This is a genomic window from Marivita sp. GX14005 (assembly GCF_023370775.1).
Taxonomy (GTDB): Bacteria; Pseudomonadota; Alphaproteobacteria; order Rhodobacterales; family Rhodobacteraceae; genus Marivita.
On the sequence record NZ_JAMCCQ010000001.1, the window covers coordinates 466,659 to 483,994 of the forward strand.

General features: G+C 62.9%; 15 protein-coding genes and 1 riboswitch. Of the genes, 6 read left to right on the forward strand and 9 right to left on the reverse strand.

The window, feature by feature from the left end; translation table 11 throughout:
- Positions 1–83: 83 nt before the first annotated feature.
- The 4 genes from gcvP to M3465_RS02460 all read right to left on the reverse strand — a co-directional run bounded on the left by gcvP (position 84) and on the right by M3465_RS02460 (position 5,297).
- Positions 84–2,927 (reverse strand): aminomethyl-transferring glycine dehydrogenase, encoded by a 2,844-nt coding sequence (gcvP, locus tag M3465_RS02445; protein ID WP_249500112.1) that lies wholly within the window; start codon positions 2,925–2,927, stop codon positions 84–86.
- 112 nt (positions 2,928–3,039) lie between these two features.
- Positions 3,040–3,399, reverse strand: a complete 360-nt coding sequence (gcvH, locus tag M3465_RS02450) for a glycine cleavage system protein GcvH (RefSeq protein WP_249500113.1) — start codon at positions 3,397–3,399, stop codon at positions 3,040–3,042.
- A gap of 18 nt (positions 3,400–3,417) precedes the next feature.
- Positions 3,418–4,542 (reverse strand): glycine cleavage system aminomethyltransferase GcvT, encoded by a 1,125-nt coding sequence (gcvT, locus tag M3465_RS02455; protein ID WP_249500114.1) that lies wholly within the window; start codon positions 4,540–4,542, stop codon positions 3,418–3,420.
- Positions 4,543–4,700: 158 nt separating this feature from the next.
- Positions 4,701–4,788: riboswitch (glycine riboswitch) on the reverse strand.
- Between the two features lie 38 nt (positions 4,789–4,826).
- Complete coding sequence (locus M3465_RS02460; RefSeq protein ID WP_249500115.1) at positions 4,827–5,297, reverse strand: RrF2 family transcriptional regulator; 471 nt, start codon at positions 5,295–5,297, stop codon at positions 4,827–4,829.
- 152 nt (positions 5,298–5,449) lie between these two features.
- Between M3465_RS02460 and M3465_RS02465 the strand changes: the two genes are divergently transcribed.
- Entirely contained in the window at positions 5,450–6,697 is a 1,248-nt protein-coding gene (locus M3465_RS02465) for a DUF2254 domain-containing protein (protein WP_249500116.1), read from the forward strand.
- 1 nt (position 6,698) lies between these two features.
- Here the strand turns inward: M3465_RS02465 and gltX are convergent, their stop codons facing one another.
- Complete coding sequence (gene gltX, locus M3465_RS02470) at positions 6,699–8,042, reverse strand: glutamate--tRNA ligase (protein WP_249500117.1); 1,344 nt, start codon at positions 8,040–8,042, stop codon at positions 6,699–6,701.
- 113 nt (positions 8,043–8,155) lie between these two features.
- Between gltX and M3465_RS02475 the strand changes: the two genes are divergently transcribed.
- Positions 8,156–8,545: a metallopeptidase family protein gene (locus M3465_RS02475; protein WP_249500845.1), complete on the forward strand. Its 390-nt coding sequence runs from the start codon at positions 8,156–8,158 to the stop codon at positions 8,543–8,545.
- A 72-nt stretch (positions 8,546–8,617) separates the two neighbouring features.
- Positions 8,618–9,007, forward strand: a complete 390-nt coding sequence (locus M3465_RS02480) for a DUF805 domain-containing protein (RefSeq protein ID WP_249500118.1) — start codon at positions 8,618–8,620, stop codon at positions 9,005–9,007.
- Here the strand turns inward: M3465_RS02480 and M3465_RS02485 are convergent.
- Entirely contained in the window at positions 9,004–10,032 is a 1,029-nt protein-coding gene (locus M3465_RS02485) for a glycosyltransferase family 4 protein (RefSeq protein WP_249500119.1), read from the reverse strand. The two genes, M3465_RS02480 and M3465_RS02485, sit on opposite strands and share 4 nt — an antisense overlap.
- Positions 10,033–10,035: 3 nt before the next feature.
- A complete protein-coding gene (locus M3465_RS02490) occupies positions 10,036–11,697 on the reverse strand; it encodes an NAD+ synthase (protein WP_249500120.1) in 1,662 nt (553 codons plus the stop codon).
- A gap of 154 nt (positions 11,698–11,851) precedes the next feature.
- Between M3465_RS02490 and M3465_RS02495 the strand changes: the two genes are divergently transcribed.
- Positions 11,852–13,249 carry an MORN repeat-containing protein gene (locus M3465_RS02495; RefSeq protein ID WP_249500121.1) on the forward strand — a complete coding sequence of 466 codons (1,398 nt, stop codon included), beginning with the start codon at positions 11,852–11,854 and terminating at the stop codon, positions 13,247–13,249.
- A gap of 121 nt (positions 13,250–13,370) precedes the next feature.
- Positions 13,371–14,195 (forward strand): manganese catalase, encoded by an 825-nt coding sequence (locus M3465_RS02500; RefSeq protein ID WP_249500122.1) that lies wholly within the window; start codon positions 13,371–13,373, stop codon positions 14,193–14,195.
- Positions 14,196–14,213: 18 nt separating this feature from the next.
- Here the strand turns inward: M3465_RS02500 and M3465_RS02505 are convergent, their stop codons facing one another.
- On the reverse strand, positions 14,214–15,020 hold the full coding sequence (locus M3465_RS02505; RefSeq protein WP_249500123.1) for a trypsin-like serine peptidase: 807 nt from the start codon (positions 15,018–15,020) through the stop codon (positions 14,214–14,216).
- Between the two features lie 70 nt (positions 15,021–15,090).
- Positions 15,091–15,852, reverse strand: a complete 762-nt coding sequence (locus tag M3465_RS02510) for an NAD kinase (RefSeq protein WP_249500124.1) — start codon at positions 15,850–15,852, stop codon at positions 15,091–15,093.
- A 168-nt stretch (positions 15,853–16,020) separates the two neighbouring features.
- On the opposite strand from M3465_RS02510, the gene glyA reads away from it, so the two are divergent.
- Positions 16,021–17,316, forward strand: coding sequence for a serine hydroxymethyltransferase (glyA, locus tag M3465_RS02515; protein ID WP_249500125.1), 1,296 nt, complete (start codon positions 16,021–16,023; stop codon positions 17,314–17,316).
- Positions 17,317–17,336 lie beyond the last annotated feature (20 nt).

Sequence of the window (17,336 nt, forward strand, 5' to 3'; positions counted from 1 at the left end):
GATGACACGTTCCGCAAGATTCAGCCTCCCCCGCAGCGTCGCGTCGGCCGCTGTCAAAGCGGCCGGCGGGGTGTGATCGCGCGCTATTCTGCGGCGTCCTGGTATTCTTCCATCGGCGGACAGGTGCAAATCAAATGCCGGTCGCCATAGGCGTTGTCGACCCGATTGACCGGGGGCCAGTATTTGTCCACGCGGAACGCCCCCGGCGGAAAACACCCTTGCTCCCGCGAATAAGGACGGTCCCACTCCTTGACCAGATCCTCCATCGTATGCGGCGCGAGCTTGAGCGGATTACGCTCGGCATCCGCCGTTCCGTCCTCGATGGCGCGAATCTCCTCGCGGATGGCCAGCATCGCGTCGCAGAACCGGTCGAGTTCGGCCTTGGTTTCCGATTCCGTGGGTTCAACCATTAGCGTTCCCGCCACCGGCCAGCTCATGGTCGGCGCATGGAAGCCGCAATCGATCAGCCGCTTCGCGATATCTTCGACGGTAACACCGGCCGATTTCTCAAACGGTCGCACATCGAGGATGCACTCATGCGCGACGCGGCCGTTCTTGCCGCGATAGAGCACGTCATATGCCCCCTCAAGCCGCTTGGCGATGTAATTCGCGTTCAGTATGGCAACGCGCGTCGCTTGGGTCAGACCTTCGCCGCCCATCATGAGGCAATAGGCCCATGAAATCGGCAAGAGCGAAGGAGAGCCGAACGGCGCCGCACTCACCGCGCCTTCACCGTCAAGCGGATGGCCCGGCAAATGCGGGATCAGATGCGATTTGACGCCGATCGGCCCCATGCCCGGCCCGCCGCCGCCATGCGGAATGCAGAAGGTCTTGTGAAGGTTCAGATGGCTCACATCCCCGCCCAGATCGCCGGGTCGCGACAACCCGACCATCGCGTTCATATTCGCCCCATCGATGTAAACCTGCCCGCCATGGTCATGCGTGATCCGGCAAACCTCGCGCACGGTTTCCTCGAACACGCCATGCGTCGAAGGATAGGTGATCATCGTTCCGGCCAACCGATCCGAATGGCTTTCGGCTTTCGTGCGGAAATCCTCCAGATCAATGGATCCGTTCTCATCGCATTTGACCGCAACGACCTTCCAGCCCACCATTTGCGCCGATGCCGGGTTGGTGCCATGCGCATTGACGGGGATGAGACAGATATTCCGCCCCTCCTGCCCATTGGCCCGATGATATCCGGCGATCGACAAGAGCCCGGCATATTCCCCCTGCGCACCGGAATTGGGCTGCATGGAAATCGCATCATAGCCGGTGATGGCGCATAGCTTGGCGTTCAGATCATCGATCATTGCACGATAGCCACGCGCCTGGTCGTCCGGCACGTAAGGATGAATATCCGCGAATTCACGCCAGCTCACCGGCATCATCTCCGCCGCGGAATTGAGCTTCATCGTGCAGGACCCGAGCGGGATCATCGCCCGGTCCAGCGCGAGATCGCGATCGGCGAGCCGGCGCATGTAGCGCATCATCTCGGTCTCGGCGCGGTTCATGTGGAACACGTCATGCTGAAGATACGCGCTTTGCCGCAACAGCTGATCCGGCAGACAATATTCGGCCGCAAGATCGTCATCCTTGCGCAGCAATCCGAAGGCGCGCCACACCGCTTCGATCGTTTCGGAGCGTGTCCGCTCGTCAAGCGTGATACCGATCCGCGTCTCTCCCACAGCGCGCAGGTTCACACCTTCGCGCACCGCGGCGCGCAAGACACCCTGTTGTAGCAGGCCCACATCCACCGTGATCGTATCGAAGAAATGCTCCGGCTCGATCCGAAAGCCGGCGGCCTCCAGCCCGCGGGCCAGTCGCACGGTCTTGCGATGAACCCGCTGCGCGATGGCGCGAAGCCCGTCCGGGCCGTGAAACACAGCATAGAACCCCGCCATCACGGCAAGCAAGGCCTGCGCCGTGCAGACGTTGGAGGTCGCCTTCTCGCGTCGGATATGCTGCTCACGCGTCTGCAACGACAGCCGATAGGCCCTGTTTCCATGGCTATCGATCGACACGCCGACAATCCGACCCGGCATCGCGCGCTTATAGGCATCCTTGCTCGCCATGTAGGCGGCATGCGGGCCACCATAGCCAAGCGGGATACCGAACCGCTGCGTCGAGCCGACGGCGATATCCGCCCCCATTGCCCCCGGTTCCTTCAACAGGCACAGCGCCAGCGGATCGGCAGACAGGATCGCCAGCGCACCGGCATCATGCAGCGCGGCGATATTGTCCGAAAAATCGCGCAGATGTCCAAGGGTTCCGGGATACTGGAAAATCGCCCCGAACACCGATGCGGGGTCCATATCCGCGACATTCCCGACGATCACTTCGATACCCAAAGGCGCGGCGCGCGTTTTCATCACCGAAATGTTCTGCGGATGGCAATTCTCGTCCACGAAGAATGCGCCCGCCTTCGATTTCGCCGAACGCTTCGCCATCGTCATCGCCTCGGCACAGGCGGTCGCCTCATCGAGCAGCGACGCATTGGCGATCTCCAGCCCGGTCAGATCGCTGATCATGGTCTGATAGTTGAGCAGCGCCTCAAGCCGGCCTTGGCTTATTTCCGGCTGGTATGGCGTATAGGCGGTATACCACGCAGGGTTCTCAAAGATGTTCCGCTGGATCGCCGGCGGTGTGACCGTGCCGTGATACCCCATCCCGATCAACGAAGTCAGAACCTCGTTTCTCGCAGCGGTCTTGCGCATGTGGTGCAACAACTCCGCTTCGGAAAACGCCTTACCGAAATCGAGCGGCGCGTCCTGGCGGATTGCGCTCGGCACCGTCTGGTCAATCAAACCGTCAAGCGAAGACACGCCGAGCGCCGACAGCATATCCGCCATTTCCGCCGGAGACGGGCCGATATGCCGCCGATTGGCGAAATCATAGGGAAGGTAGTCAATCGCGTCGTAACCCATGGGCTTTCTCCCGATCCGCCGGAACGGCGCGCCGTCCCGCATGTCTTCTCTTCAAAAATACTCACCGTCCCGGCGCTGTCCGTTTCGCCGAAACGTCGCCCGAACTGTCGGCTCAGCCGATGAAGGCTTTGTACGCCGCCTCATCCATCAGATCGTCGAGCGCGGACATATCCTCGATCTTCATCTTGAAGAACCACGCCTCTCCCTCGGCATCATCGTTCACCTTGCCCGGCTCATCGACAAGCGCCTCGTTCACCTCCGTGATCTCGCCGTCCAGAGGCGCGAGGATATCCGACGCGGCCTTGACGGATTCGATCACGACGACCTCGTCATCCTTGCTCACCGTCGCACCCGCTTCGGGCAGCTCGATGAACACCACATCACCCAATTGCTCGGCCGCATGTTCGGTGATCCCCACGACCACCTCGTCGCCCTCGACGCGCAGCCATTCATGTTCTTCTGTGTATTTCATAAGTCCCTCTTGGAATGTCTATCTTTTGAACCCGGGCGCCACGAAAGGCAGCGCCGTCACCTGCACCGGCAATCGCTTGCCGCGCAACTCGCCGAACAAGTCGGTTCCGCGTGTCGCGTACTCCGTCGCCACATATCCCATCGCCACCGGGCCGCCAACGCTCGGCCCGAACCCGCCGGATGTCACGGCTCCGATCGGACTCTGCGACGTTGCGCTGGAATAAAGCGGTGTGCCTTCTCGCATCGGCGCGCGCCCTTCGGGCGTGAGCCCGACCCGCTTGCGCGGCGCGCCATCCGACAGCTGTTCCTGAATGACCTTCGAACCGGGAAAGCCGCCCGCACGCGCGCCGCCATCGCGGCGGACCTTCTGGATCGCCCAGGATAAGCCAGCCTCTACCGGGGTCGTGCCCGCATCGATATCATGACCGTAAAGACACAGCCCCGCCTCGAGCCGCAGCGAATCGCGCGCGCCCAGACCGATCGGCTCGACCGCATCGAAGCCGAGCAATCGTTCGGCCAGCGCCGCTGCATCCGGCGCAGGGACGGATATCTCATATCCGTCCTCACCGGTATATCCGGACCGCGACACCCAGCAGTCCACGCCGCCAAGCGACACCGTAGCGACATCCATGAACGCCATGTCGCTTACCGCGGGGTTCACCTCCGACAGCACGGCTTGCGCTTTCGGCCCCTGCAGCGCCAGCAAGGCGCGATCCTCCAGCAAGCGCACGCTGATATCGGGCGCCATCGCGTCCGTCATTCGCGCCACATCGGCCTGTTTGCAGGCCGCGTTCACCACCACGAACAGGTGATCGCCGCGATTGGCGAACATCAGATCGTCCTCGATCCCGCCTGCCTCGTTGGTGAAGAACCCGTAGCGCTGCCGATTTTCGGCAAGCCCCAGAACGTCCTGCGGAACAAGCCGTTCCAGCGCGGCGCCCACTTGCGCCATATCATCGGCGTGCAGGATCACCTGCCCCATATGGCTGACATCGAACAACCCAGCTTCGCCGCGGCAGTGCAGATGCTCTTTCATCACGCCCATCGGGTATTGCACGGGCATCTCATACCCGGCGAACGGCACCATCTTCGCGCCAAGCGCGAGATGCAGATCGTATAGCGGCGTGCGGTTCAGATCGCTCACATGCCATCCCTTCCTGTCAGACCGGCGCGATGCATGTGCACATCCGGCATAAGTCCAATCGCGCAAAGCGCGACTGTCATATGCCCCCTCTGTCCTTTCGCCTGAGATCGTTATCCCTTCGGCGCCCCGGATCAACGTCCGGGATCTCTCCAGAGTTTATCCTCACGACGGTCCGTTCGGCCTGAGAGTTTCCGGGGGCGGTTGCTCCTTCGGCACCGGGCTGGCCGGTTCTCCCATCGTGATTGCGCTGCAGGTTAGATCCGATTTCCTCCCTGCTCAAGAGGTCAAACCGCGCGCGCCAGCATGCGATACTCGCAACTGCCCTGCGGGTTCAGAATCTCGATCAAACCGTGGTTCTGACACACGAGCGCATCCAGCGTGATCGGATCGAGGGACTTGTAGAAGGCCTCCACCGCATCCGTCAGCGCAAGCCGCAATCGGCACGATTCGGTCAGTGGACAGGTGTTGTCGACATCGGCAAAGCACTCCGCCACCGGAACCGGCGCTTCGAGAATGCGAAACACATCGCCGATCCTGATCTGATCGGCGGGTCGTCCGAGCGACAATCCCCCGTTGCGTCCGCGCTGCGTGCGCAGGAACCCGAGCTGCGCCAGCTGGTTGATCACCTGCGCAAGGTGATTTTCCGACGCATTGCAACATTCCGCAATCTCGGCTTTGGTGACGAGACGGCCGTCATTCGCGGCACAGAACATGAGGACGCGCATCGCGATATTGGTTCGTTTGGTGACCCGCAAGGTAGAAACTCCCCGATTTGATTGGTCCTGCCTAACGGGTCAGGCAAAGTTGTCCTTGACATATATCAACAGCGTAAAGGCGGGCTTGTCTTGCATGATCCCCTGATTTCGGCCCCCGCGCCGCAGATTGTCCCATCCCGGCGAGGGGTCTGATGCGCGCGCGCATCATGCTCTGGATCCGGCGGCTGTGGCGCACGCCGGGATTCCGCATCTCGGCCTTCGCGGCGGCGGCACTGCTCATCGCGTTCATCGCGCCCTTCGTGCATCAGACCATCCCCGATAGCCTGATCGAACGGTTCTCGCGCGATGCCGTATTGCCGATCCTCACGATCCTCGCCTCCTCCATGCTGGCGGTGACGACCTTTTCGCTCGGCGCGATGACCTCGGCCTTCCGCTCGGCGGCAAGCCAGGCCACGCCGCGGGTCTACAACATCCTGATGCAGGACATGACGACACTCAATGTCATGTCGGTCTTCGTCGGCGCCTTCCTTTTCTCACTCAGCGCGATCGTGATGTTTCGCGCCGGGTTCTACGGCGAGTCCGGCGCGGTGATCGTCTTTGCGCTGACGGTGGTCTGCATCGTAATGATCGTGATCGCGATCCTGCGCTGGATCGCCCACCTAAGCCGGCTCGGCGGCCTCGACCACACGCTCGGCATGGTCGAGGAGGCCGCCGTTCCGCCGCTCACCCGCCTTGCGGAGCAGCGCCATTTCGGCGCGCGCCCGGCCGATGAAGCGCCGCGCGTGCCGACGGGGGCGACGCCGCTGATCTCTCCGGTAACAGGATTCGTTCAGTTCATCAGCATTTCCGAAATGCATTCACGGCTCGAATCAGAGGATGCCCGGCTCTGGGTGACAGCCGCCCCCGGCGCATGGGTGCTCAAGGGCGAGCCCGTCGCCTTCGTCACCGGAATGACCGAGGTCGATGATCTGATGGACAATTTTACACTCGGCGAACGGCGGACGACAGAGCAGGACGGGCGCTTCGGGATCATAGTCCTGTCCGAAGTCGCCTCGCGCGCGCTATCGCCGGGGATCAACGATCCCGGCACGGCGATCGATGTCATCCACCGCGTCGAACGCGTGCTCTGGAATATGGGCGCACAGATGTCCGATCCGGGGCGCGACCGCGACGTGAAATTCCCGCGCATCATCATCGGGACCGTGTCGGCCGAAGATCTGTTGCAGGACGGTCTGTCCTCGCTCATGCATGATGGCGGCGGGCGCTACGATGTCATGTCGCAGGTTCTCAAGACCACGACCCGACTTGCGCGAAGCGATTGGGCCGAACTGGCCGAAGCCGCCGCCAAAGCAAAGCAAAGTGCGCTCGACATTATCGACCGCCGCGTCACGGACGAGGATGCCCGTGCCTCGCTGCGCCGAAAGGCGGATGAGGCCTGATCTAATCCGAACGCTTCGTTAGATCGCGCGCCGGAATGGTCTGCAGAAGCGGCAGCAGATCGGCCATTTCAGGCCCGCGTTCCTGCCCCGTCAAAGCCTTCCGAAGCGGCATGAAGAGCCCCTTGCCCTTGCGCCCCGTCGCCTCCTTCACGGCGGCGGTCCAGTTGCTCCACGTTTCGCGCGTCAGCGTGCCATCCGGCAAAAGCGCCATCGCCTGCGCGACGAAATCGCGATCTTCTTCTGCGACAAGCGGCTCGGCCCCGTCGCGGCACAGCGTCCACCACGGCAGCAGATCGCTGCGCGTGGTGATGTTGTCTTTCGCAACGGCCCAGAAATCCGGCGCGATATCGTCCGGCACGCCAAGCGCGGCAAGCTCGTCTTTCACGTCGTCATAGCTGAGCCCGTGCAGCTTGCGCGCCGTCAGCGGCATGAGATCGCGTGCGTCGAACTTCGTCGGCGCCGATCCGAACTGATCGAGGTCGAACCCCTTGGCAATCTCGTCGAGGCTCAGGCGCAATTCCACCGGCTGCGATGATCCAAGACGCGCCATCAGACTCAAGAGCGCCTCCGGTTCCACCCCCTGCTCGCGCAGATCGCGCAGCGCCAGCGTGCCAAGCCGCTTTGACAGAGACTCGCCCTGTGGCCCCGTGAGCAGCGAATGATGCGCAAAGTTCGGAACGCTGCCATCCAGCGCGCGGATCATCTGGATCTGCGTCGCGGTGTTGGTCACATGGTCCGAGCCGCGCACCACATGCGTCACGCCCATCTCCGTATCGTCCACCACCGAAGCGAGCGTATAGAGCACCTGCCCATCGGCACGGATCAGCACCGGGTCGCTGACACTTGCCGCATCGATGGAGATCGGGCCGAGGATACCGTCTTCCCATTCGATCCGCTCCTGATCGAGCTTGAAGCGCCAGACGCCGGGCCCACGCTCCTCACGCAGCTTGGCCTTTTCGTCCTCGGTGAGCGCCAGCGCCGCGCGGTCATAGACCGGTGGCTTGCCCATATTGAGCTGCTTCTTGCGCTTGAGATCGAGCTCCGTCGGCGTCTCGAACGCCTCGTAGAAACGCCCCATCCCGCGCAGCCGGTCAGCCGCTTCGGCATAGCGATCCAGCCGCTCGGACTGCCGCTCCAGCCGGTCCCATGTCAGGCCCAGCCATTCCAGATCGCGCTTGATCGCATCGACATATTCCTCCTTCGAGCGTTCGGGATCGGTGTCGTCGATGCGCAGGATGAAGGTGCCGCCGGCCTTGCGGGCGATGAGGTAGTTGAAAAGCGCGGTGCGCAGGTTGCCGATATGGATGTATCCGGTGGGCGACGGCGCGAAACGGGTGGTTGTCATGGGATGTCTCCTGTTGCCCGCCCTTTCCCACGTTGCGCGCCCATTGTCCAGAAATGCGCTCTGTCACATAACGAAGCTTGACGCTCGCGGGACGGCTTTTCCATATCACCGCCATGACCGGCCCCGACGCTCAGGATATCGCCCAATACGCCGAAGATGCGCTGTCGAACCTGCCGGCGCCGTTCGCCGAACATTGCCGCGATATCGTCCTGCGCGTCACCGATTGGCCGGCCGAGGACATGCTCGACGATCTGCAGATCGACGATCGGCTATCACTCACCGGGCTTTACAACGGGATCCCCCTGCCCCTGAAATCCGCCGCCGCGCCCTCGCCTTACCCGGATACGATCTGGCTCTTCGTTCAGCCGATCCTCGCGGAATGGCGTGAACGGCGCAGCGTAACGCTTGAAGAACTGGTTCATCACATCGTCGTCCACGAGGTCGCGCACCATTTCGGCTGGTCCGACGACCAGATCGCCGAGATCGACCGTTGGTGGGAATGACGGGCGACCATTGACAGGATGTCCCAGCCCGGCAAGGCTTCTCCAAAGGTCTTGGAGGGGAGGAACACCAGTATGAGCAAAGCCGAGCAGGCGGTCAGGGCCGTCATTTCCAAATACGCCACGTTTCAGGGCCGCGCCTCGCGCCCCGAATTCTGGTGGTGGGTTCTGGTCTATCTGATCGTGATGTTCCTCGCATCCATGCTGGATTCAACTCTTTTCGGCTGGATGGATGACGACGCACAGGTGATCACGCCGCTGCTGTCGCTTGCCCTCCTGCTGCCGAACCTCGCGGTCGGCGCGCGGCGCCTGCATGACAGCGGGCGCAGCGGCTGGTGGCTGCTGATCGGGCTGATCCCGGTTATCGGGCTTCTTGTGTTGATCTATTTCTACGTCCAGCGAAGCGAGCCCGGTCCGAACCGCTTTGGCCCGCCGGAGCCGTTACCGCAAAGCACGCCCGCCTAGAGAAGCGCCTCGACGCGCGCGACGAAACGCTCGGGCGACAGCTCGGTTTCCGCCAGCCGCCGCGCGCCCGCGCAGAGCTTTTGGCGCAGCTCCGCATTATGGGTCAACGCCGCCATGACACGCGGCAACGCATACGGATCGGACATATCCACCCGCACCCCGTCTTGTCCCTGCGTCAGATACCCCGCGCTTCCGGCATCCTGCGCGATCACGGGGATCGTGCCATAGGCCATCGCCTCCAGCGGCGCAACACCAAGCGGCTCGCCTTCGGATGGCAGAACGCAGATATGATGCGCGGCGTAGATTTCCGGCATTCGCGCAAAAGGCACGTCGGCGCGGATGGTGATCCAGTCGCAACGTGCCTCCGCCGCCTTCAGGGCCGCGAAATGCGTTTCATCCGCGCCCGAGATATTGCGATCCGTCGCCCCGACGAGCGTCAGTTGCACATGATCGGCGAGCGGCTCCAGCGCTGCGATCAGCGCATCCTGCCGCTTGCGCGCCTGAGCCAGCTTGCCGACGCACAAGACACGCACGGGCTCGGATGTCTGATCGCGATAGGCGCTTGCGGGAAGGTCAGCCGCCGCGACCGGCCAAGGGAGGAAATGCGCGGCCTTGTCTTTCGGCGCCTCAGGGTCCAGCCCTGGAACCGGAGTGACCCGTTCCCAGACCCGTTTCTGCGACCAGAAGGACAGCCGCTTGCGCCAGCCCCGCCGCTGCGTCAGCGGGCGCAGATCGTATCCCAACACCCGCAGCTTCCGCCGCCGCGCTTCGCGATAGATCTGCCTTGACAGATCGCCTGCGTAGCGCAGCAAGATCAGATCGGGCGCGATGGAAGCGAGCCTTTCGGAAATCTCCGCCCGGCTCGGCGTCTTGCCGAGGACAGCAGGCTGCACATGGCTGTGATCCTCGATCTCTCCCTGCGCCGCCGCGAAAATGCTCACCTCATGCCCGGCCTCGACCAGCGCCCGCGTCGCAAAGAAAAGGTTGGTGTGAAACCGGGGAACGACGAAGAGGATCCGCGCCATCGCTCAGGACGGATCGCGCCAACGGTTGACGATGGGATAGCGCCGGTCCAGCCAGAACGCCCTGTTCGACAGGCGCGGGCCGGGGGCGGACTGGAAGCGTTTGTATTCACTCGTGTAAAGCAGCGCCTCGACGCGTTGGGCATCGGCGCGATCATATCCCGCCGCCACGCAATCTGCGATAGAGCCATCCTCATCGACCAGGATCTTCAGAATGCCGTCCAGAACCGGATAATCGGGCAAAGAATCGCTGTCCTTCTGATCGGCGCGCAATTCGGCCGAAGGCGGCTTGTCGATGATCCGCTGCGCGATCACCTCGCCCCCCGGCCCCATCATCCAGTCGCGGTGATTGGCGTTGCGCCATCGGCATGCCTCGAAGACGCGGGTTTTATACATATCCTTGATCGGATTATAACCGCCCGCCATGTCGCCGTAGATCGTAGCATAGCCCACCGCGACCTCGGATTTGTTGCCGGTGGTCAGCAGCAGTTCCCCGAACTTGTTCGACAGCGCCATGAGCAGCAGACCGCGAATGCGCGACTGGATGTTCTCCTCGGTCAGATCCGGCTCCGTGCCCTCGAAAAGCGGCGCCAGTGTGCGCGTCACCGCATCCCGCACCTCCGAGATCGGGACGAAATCATAACGACAGCCGAGCGCCTCGGCGACCGATCTGGCATCTTCGAGCGAGGCTTCCGAGGTGTATTCCGACGGCAGCATCACGCAGCGCACATTCTCCGCGCCAAGCGCATCGACGGCGATGGCCGCCACGATGGCCGAGTCGATGCCGCCCGACAGGCCCAGAAGCACCTTGCCGAACCCGCTCTTGGCGCAATAGTCGCGCAGGCCCGTGACCATGACGCGCCAATCCTGCTCTATCTCGCCGGGATGGACGGTGAAATCACCCTCCAGCGCCCGCCAGCCATCGTCGCTGCGCTCCAGATCGACATGCGCGATCACCTCGTCGAAGACCGGCAGTTGCACCACCATCTTTCCGCCGGGATTGACCACGAAAGCCCCGCCATCGAAGACCTGATCGTCCTGCCCGCCGACCATGTTGAGATAGATGAGCGGCAATCCGCTTTCGACCACGCGTCCGACCGCATGATTGAGCCGGGTGTCGAACTTGCCGCGGAAATAGGGCGAGCCGTTCGGCACCAGAAGGAACTCCGCGCCGCTTTCCTCCAGCGCCTCGACCACATCGGGATACCATGTGTCTTCGCAGATCGGCATGCCGATGCGCACGCCGCCCACCGCGACCGGCCCCTGCATCATGTCGCGCGAGAACAGGCGCACCTCGTCGAAGACGTTGAAATTCGGCAGGAAATACTTGTGCACGACCGATGCGATCTTGCCGCCCTGCAATGTGAAATAGCTGTTGTGGATGCGCAGATCCTCACCCACCGAAGGCCCGCCGATGCAAAGCGCCGGACCATCTGCGCAGTCCTGCGCCAATGCCTCGATCTGCGCGCGCACATCGGCCAGAAACGCCGGCTTCACGCTCAGATCCTGCGCCTGATATCCGGCGATGAACATCTCCGGCAGCGCCACCAGATCGGCCCCGGCATCGCGCCCCGCCTTCCATGCCGCGCGCGCTTTGGCGGCATTGCCCGCCAGATCGCCGACGGTCGGGTTCAGCTGCGCCAGCGTGATGCGAAAGCGGTCCGTCATGGGGCGTCGTCCTTCCTCGTTCCCGCAACGGACATAGCAGAACGCCGCGTGAGGGAAAGCCGCTTGTCCGATAAGCGATTGTCTGACCCGGCCCCGCCCTATAGGATTTGCGGGGCAAGATCATGGCAACGGACATGAACGGGACATCGGGCATATGAGAGCGGGCAAATCGGTCATTCTGGGCGCGGCGGCGGCATTGGCACTGGCAACCGGCGCGGCAGCGCAGGACGGCGAGGTGCAGACCAAGCAATACGACGATGGCGGCGTCTATGAAGGCACGTTCCGCGGCGGGCTCCAGCACGGCAACGGCACCTACCGGCTGCCCAACGGGTACGAATATACCGGCGACTGGGTCGACGGCGAAATCCGCGGCAAGGGCGTTGCTCGGTTTCCCAACGGGTCGGTCTATGAAGGGCAGTTCGTCAAGGGAAAGCCCGAGGGGATCGGCAAGATCGTCTTCGCCGACGGCTCGACCTATGAGGGCTCCTGGCTCGATGGCAAGATCACCGGACAGGGCGTTGCGAGTTACGCAAATGGCGTGCGCTACGAAGGCGCCTTCCGCAACGCACTGCATCACGGGCGCGGCACGATGCAAAGCCCCGGCGGCTATGTCTACGAGGGTGATTGGGTAAACGGCGTCAAGGAAGGCAATGGCACGATCACCTATCCCGACGGATCGGTCTACGAAGGCCGTGTCGCCGGGGGCGAACGTGAGGGGCAAGGCAAGCTGACCATGCCCGATGGCCTAATCTACGAAGGCATGTGGAAGGACGGCCAGATCGACGGCGCCGGCAAGCTGACGCAGGCCAATGGCGACATCTACGAGGGCGAGCTGGTCGCCGGCCGGCGCGAGGGCAGCGGCAAGGTCACCTACACCAACGGCGATATCTACGATGGCGAGTTCGAAAACGATCTGCGCCACGGCACCGGCACTTTCATCGGCACCGACGGCTACCGCTACGAGGGCGAATGGGTCGCCGGGCAGATCGAGGGTCAGGGCAAGGTCACCTACCCTGACGGCTCGGTCTATGAAGGCACCTTCCGCGGCGATCTGGCCGACGGGAAGGGCAAGATCACCTATCCCGACGGCTCCACCTATGAAGGCGATTGGGTCGACGGCGTGATCGACGGGACCGGCACCGCCATCTACGCCAACGGTCTGACCTATGAGGGCGAGTTCAAGAACGCCCGCAATCATGGCCAGGGCGTGATGACCTATCCCGACGGCTACACCTACGACGGCGAATGGAAGGACGGCCAGCGCGACGGTCAGGGCACAGCGACCTATCCCGACGGCACGGTCTATGTCGGCCAGTTCAAGGACGGCCAGCGCCACGGCACCGGCAAGATCGAAATGGCGGATGGCTTCGTCTACGAAGGCGAATGGAAAAACGGCGAGATCAGCGGCGAGGGTGTCGCCACCTATGCAAATGGCGATGTCTATGAAGGTGCCTTCATCGACGGCAAGCGTCAGGGCACCGGCACCATGCGCTATGCCACCGGCGAAGAGGCGACCGGCGAATGGGTGAACGGCGCTTTGACCGACGGGTAGGCGGGACGCCGTTTCGGAACGGCGCCTCTGCGGCCGATACCGCTTACTTTCTTGATAACCAATTCGTCTGAAACATAATCGCCGCGCCGGGGTTTCACTGTTCTCACCAAGGAGGACAGATATGTTTCACCATTCCAGCAAGCTGCAATACGAAGTGCGTGTGGACCGTCCCGATCCGCAGTTCGCAAAATACCTGCAACAGGCGATAGGCGGAATCGAAGGCGAGATCCGCGTCGCCATGCAGTATTTCTTTCAGGCAATGGGCGCGCGCGGTGACGACAAATACCGCGATATGCTGATGATGACGGCCACCGAGGAGCTGTCCCATATCGAATTTCTCGGTCATGCCGTTGCGCTGAACCTCGAAGGCGCGCCCGTCACGATCCAGGAAGAGGCCGCGAAAGACCCTGTCGTGAATGCGATCATGGGCGGTGCCAATCCCCGTCACATCCTGTCATCCGGCCTTTCCGCGATGCCGGTCAACTCCAATGGCGTGCCCTTCGATATGAGCCATGTCTACGCCACCGGCAATCTGGCAGCCGACATGCTGGCGAACGTCACCGCCGAGAGCGGCGGGCGCGTGCTGGCCTCGCGGCTTTACAACATGACAGACGATTCCGGCATGAAGGACATGCTGTCCTTCCTGATCGCCCGCGACACGATGCACCAGCAGCAATGGCTGGCCGTGATCGAAGAGCTTGGCGGGATGGAGAACGCCTTGCCCATTCCGAACAGCACGCCGCAGGAGCATGAGGCGACCGAACACTCCTATTACTTCCTCAACACCTCGCTCGACGAGGAAACGCCGGAAGGCCGCTGGACATCCGGCCCATCGCTCGACGGACGCAGCGAGTTCAGCAAGCGAGAAAAGCCCGAACCGCTGGGCCAGAAGCCGAGCCTCGGAAAGGCGCGGCCCCATTCCGGCGCGCAGAAAGAGCAGATTTAGAACCTGCCTGCACCGGGATCACGGACGGACGAAGCGCGCACCGCCGATGCTGCGCTCTCCGGCCGTGATCCGCCGCGCGCCGGCGATGACCGGGACCGGCGTGGCCGGAACGCCCATCCGCCTCTTCATCCGCGCCACGAGCTTCGGTAGGCTCATCCCGATGGCCTCTTTCGCCCGGCCGGGCAAGTCGGCCTTCATCGAAACGACCGACAGCAGCCGCAAACGCCCCTCCTCGCGGGTAAAGACAGGCGCGCCCGAGGAGCCGAAGGTCACATCGCAATCGAAGGTCATGATGCCGCCGCGATAGGTCTGTTTGAGCCGACAGCCGGATTCGCGCTGAAGCGTTTCGTTGCGACCTTGTCCGTAGGACACAAGCGTCACACGCGTGTCACTCGGGGCACTGCCATGGATGGCGAACGGGTCAGCTTCGTTGCTGTAGACCGGCTGATCCAGTCGCAGAAGCGCCAGATCGCGGGCCACCCTTTCGGTAAGGCTGCTGTTCGCGCTGCGCGTATATCCATCTGCAACGACAATTTTGCGCACCCGGCGTGTCGCCTGCGCGCTGCCGTGAACATAGCCTGCGCGGAACACCATTCTGTCCAGCGGTTTGATTCGCGCCGTGCCGCTATCCACCACGCAATGTGCCGCCGTAAGCACCAGATCGCGCGCAACGAGCGTGCCGGTGCAGGTGCCATCACCGAAATCGAGCCGGCCGACCGCTTCCCACCCCAGAAGATCGCCGCGTCCCAGCATGCGCGCCTTTTCCTGCGCCATGGCACCGCCGGCAAGGATCATAACAAGGGCAAGAACCGGGACAACGCGCATGACATCCTCTGTGCGAACGGATGTGCGTGATGCCGGGTGCAAATGGCAAGAATTGGGCGAGAAGGTGCCGTCAGACGAACTGTTCGCGAATGAGCCGTTCCTCGAGCCCGTGGCCGGGATCGAACAGGACACGATGCCCGATGCTCGGCTCCGATCTCACATCGACCCGCACGACGTTGCGCACCGAGCGCGAATCCGCCTCCGCCATGACGGGGCGCTTTCCGGGGGCGAGCACCTCGAAACAGACATCGGCCGTCTTGGGCAGAAGCGCGCCTCGCCAGCGCCGCGGCCGGAAGGCGGCAACGGCCGTGACCGCGAGAACGTCCGATCCGATCGGCAGGATCGGCCCATGCGCGGAATAGTTATAGGCGGTCGAACCGGCCGGCGTGGAAACCAGCACACCGTCGCAGACAAGCTCTGACATGCGCACCTTGCCATCAACGCTGATCCTTACCTGCGCCGCCTGCGGGCCGGACCGCAAAAGTGAAACTTCGTTGATCGCAAGCGCCCGGTGGATTTCGCCGTCCTGCGTCTCGGCCGTCATGGAGAGCGGATTGATCACCGCCTCTTCGGCCTGCGCGAGCCGTTCTTCAAGCTGGTGGTCGGAATATTCATTCATCAGGAACCCGACTGTGCCCCGGTTCATGCCATAGACCGGCGCGCCGAGATCCTGCGTGCGGTGCAGCGTGTCGAGCATGAACCCGTCACCGCCCAGCGCCACGATCACATCTGCCCCCTCTTCGGCATGATCGCCATAGCGCCGCGTCAGGGCGGCCTTGGCCGATTGCGCGATCGGCGCGTTGCTGGCGGCGAAGGCGATACGCAATGTCATAAAGGTCGCATCCTGTCGATGATCTTCGATTTTCGAGACAATCACAAACGCCCCGCCCGCACCAGAGATGGCGCAGCTTTGTCCAAACCCGTCGCTTTCCCGGCTTTGCCTTTTCCGCCGCGTCCTATACCTAGACGCCAACCGACACCCGCAAGGAGGCACTAGCCCATGAACGCTCCGCATCGCGACACCGGATTTTTCACCAAATCGCTTGCCGACAGCGATCCGGAACTTTTCGGCTCCATAACGGACGAGCTCGCCCGCCAGCGTGACGAGATCGAATTGATCGCCTCCGAGAACATCGTGTCTCGCGCCGTTCTGCAGGCGCAAGGTTCGATCATGACCAACAAATATGCCGAAGGCTATCCGGGCCGGCGCTATTACGGCGGTTGCCAGCATGTCGATGTGGCCGAAAACCTCGCCATCGACCGGGCCAAGGAACTTTTCGGCTGCGGCTTCGCCAATGTGCAGCCCAATTCCGGCAGCCAGGCGAATCAGGGCGTCTTCACCGCACTTCTGAAACCCGGAGATACGATCCTCGGAATGAGCCTCGATGCGGGCGGGCACCTGACCCATGGCGCAGCTCCGAACCAGTCCGGCAAATGGTTCAACGCAATTCATTACGGCGTGCGCCGCGAGGACAACCTGCTCGATTACGATCAGGTCCGGGATCTGGCGGCGGAGCATCAGCCGAAACTCATCATCGCGGGCGGCTCGGCCATCCCGCGCCAGATCGATTTCGCGAAGATGCGCGAGATCGCCGACAGCGTCGGCGCGTGGCTTCTGGTGGACATGGCGCATTTTGCGGGACTGGTGGCAGCGGGCGAACATCCCAGCCCCTTCCCCCATGCCCATGTCGCCACCACAACGACCCACAAGACCCTGCGCGGCCCGCGCGGCGGCATGATCCTGACCAATGACGAGGCGCTGGCCAAGAAATTCAACTCCGCCATCTTCCCCGGCATCCAGGGCGGCCCGCTCATGCACGTGATCGCCGCCAAGGCGGTGGCCTTCGGTGAAGCGCTTCGCCCCGAGTTCAAGACCTACCAGCAGAACGTCATCCGCAATGCGCAGGCGCTGTCGGACCAGCTCATCAAGGGCGGTTTGGATACGGTGACGCATGGCACCGACACGCACGTCGTTCTGGTCGATCTGCGCCCCAAGTGCGTCAAGGGCAACGCGACCGAAAAGGCTCTGGGCCGCGCGAACATCACCTGCAACAAGAACGGCGTGCCCTTCGATCCGGAAAAGCCGATGGTGACATCGGGCATCCGCCTCGGCTCCCCCGCCGGCACGACACGCGGCTTCGGCGAGGCGGAGTTCCGCCAGATCGCCGACTGGATCATCGAGGTTGTGGACGGGCTTGCCGCGAATGGCGAGGGCGGCAATGCGGCTGTCGAGGGCAAGGTGCGCAGCGAAGTCGCGGATCTTTGCGCGCGTTTTCCGATCTATCCCGAGCTTTGAGCGGCGCGGACGATGCGTCG

Bases quoted from the DNA above. Each gene is read 5' to 3' on its own strand.
- gcvP (WP_249500112.1), bottom strand. From the start codon at position 2,927: ATGGGTTACGACGCGATTGACTACCTTCCCTATGATTTCGCCAATCGG.
- gcvH (WP_249500113.1), bottom strand. From the start codon at position 3,399: ATGAAATACACAGAAGAACATGAATGGCTGCGCGTCGAGGGCGACGAG.
- M3465_RS02465 (WP_249500116.1), top strand. From the start codon at position 5,450: ATGCGCGCGCGCATCATGCTCTGGATCCGGCGGCTGTGGCGCACGCCG.
- gltX (WP_249500117.1), bottom strand. From the start codon at position 8,042: ATGACAACCACCCGTTTCGCGCCGTCGCCCACCGGATACATCCATATC.
- M3465_RS02475 (WP_249500845.1), top strand. From the start codon at position 8,156: ATGACCGGCCCCGACGCTCAGGATATCGCCCAATACGCCGAAGATGCG.
- M3465_RS02480 (WP_249500118.1), top strand. From the start codon at position 8,618: ATGAGCAAAGCCGAGCAGGCGGTCAGGGCCGTCATTTCCAAATACGCC.
- M3465_RS02485 (WP_249500119.1), bottom strand. From the start codon at position 10,032: ATGGCGCGGATCCTCTTCGTCGTTCCCCGGTTTCACACCAACCTTTTC.
- M3465_RS02490 (WP_249500120.1), bottom strand. From the start codon at position 11,697: ATGACGGACCGCTTTCGCATCACGCTGGCGCAGCTGAACCCGACCGTC.
- M3465_RS02495 (WP_249500121.1), top strand. From the start codon at position 11,852: ATGAGAGCGGGCAAATCGGTCATTCTGGGCGCGGCGGCGGCATTGGCA.
- M3465_RS02500 (WP_249500122.1), top strand. From the start codon at position 13,371: ATGTTTCACCATTCCAGCAAGCTGCAATACGAAGTGCGTGTGGACCGT.
- M3465_RS02505 (WP_249500123.1), bottom strand. From the start codon at position 15,020: ATGCGCGTTGTCCCGGTTCTTGCCCTTGTTATGATCCTTGCCGGCGGT.
- M3465_RS02510 (WP_249500124.1), bottom strand. From the start codon at position 15,852: ATGACATTGCGTATCGCCTTCGCCGCCAGCAACGCGCCGATCGCGCAA.
- glyA (WP_249500125.1), top strand. From the start codon at position 16,021: ATGAACGCTCCGCATCGCGACACCGGATTTTTCACCAAATCGCTTGCC.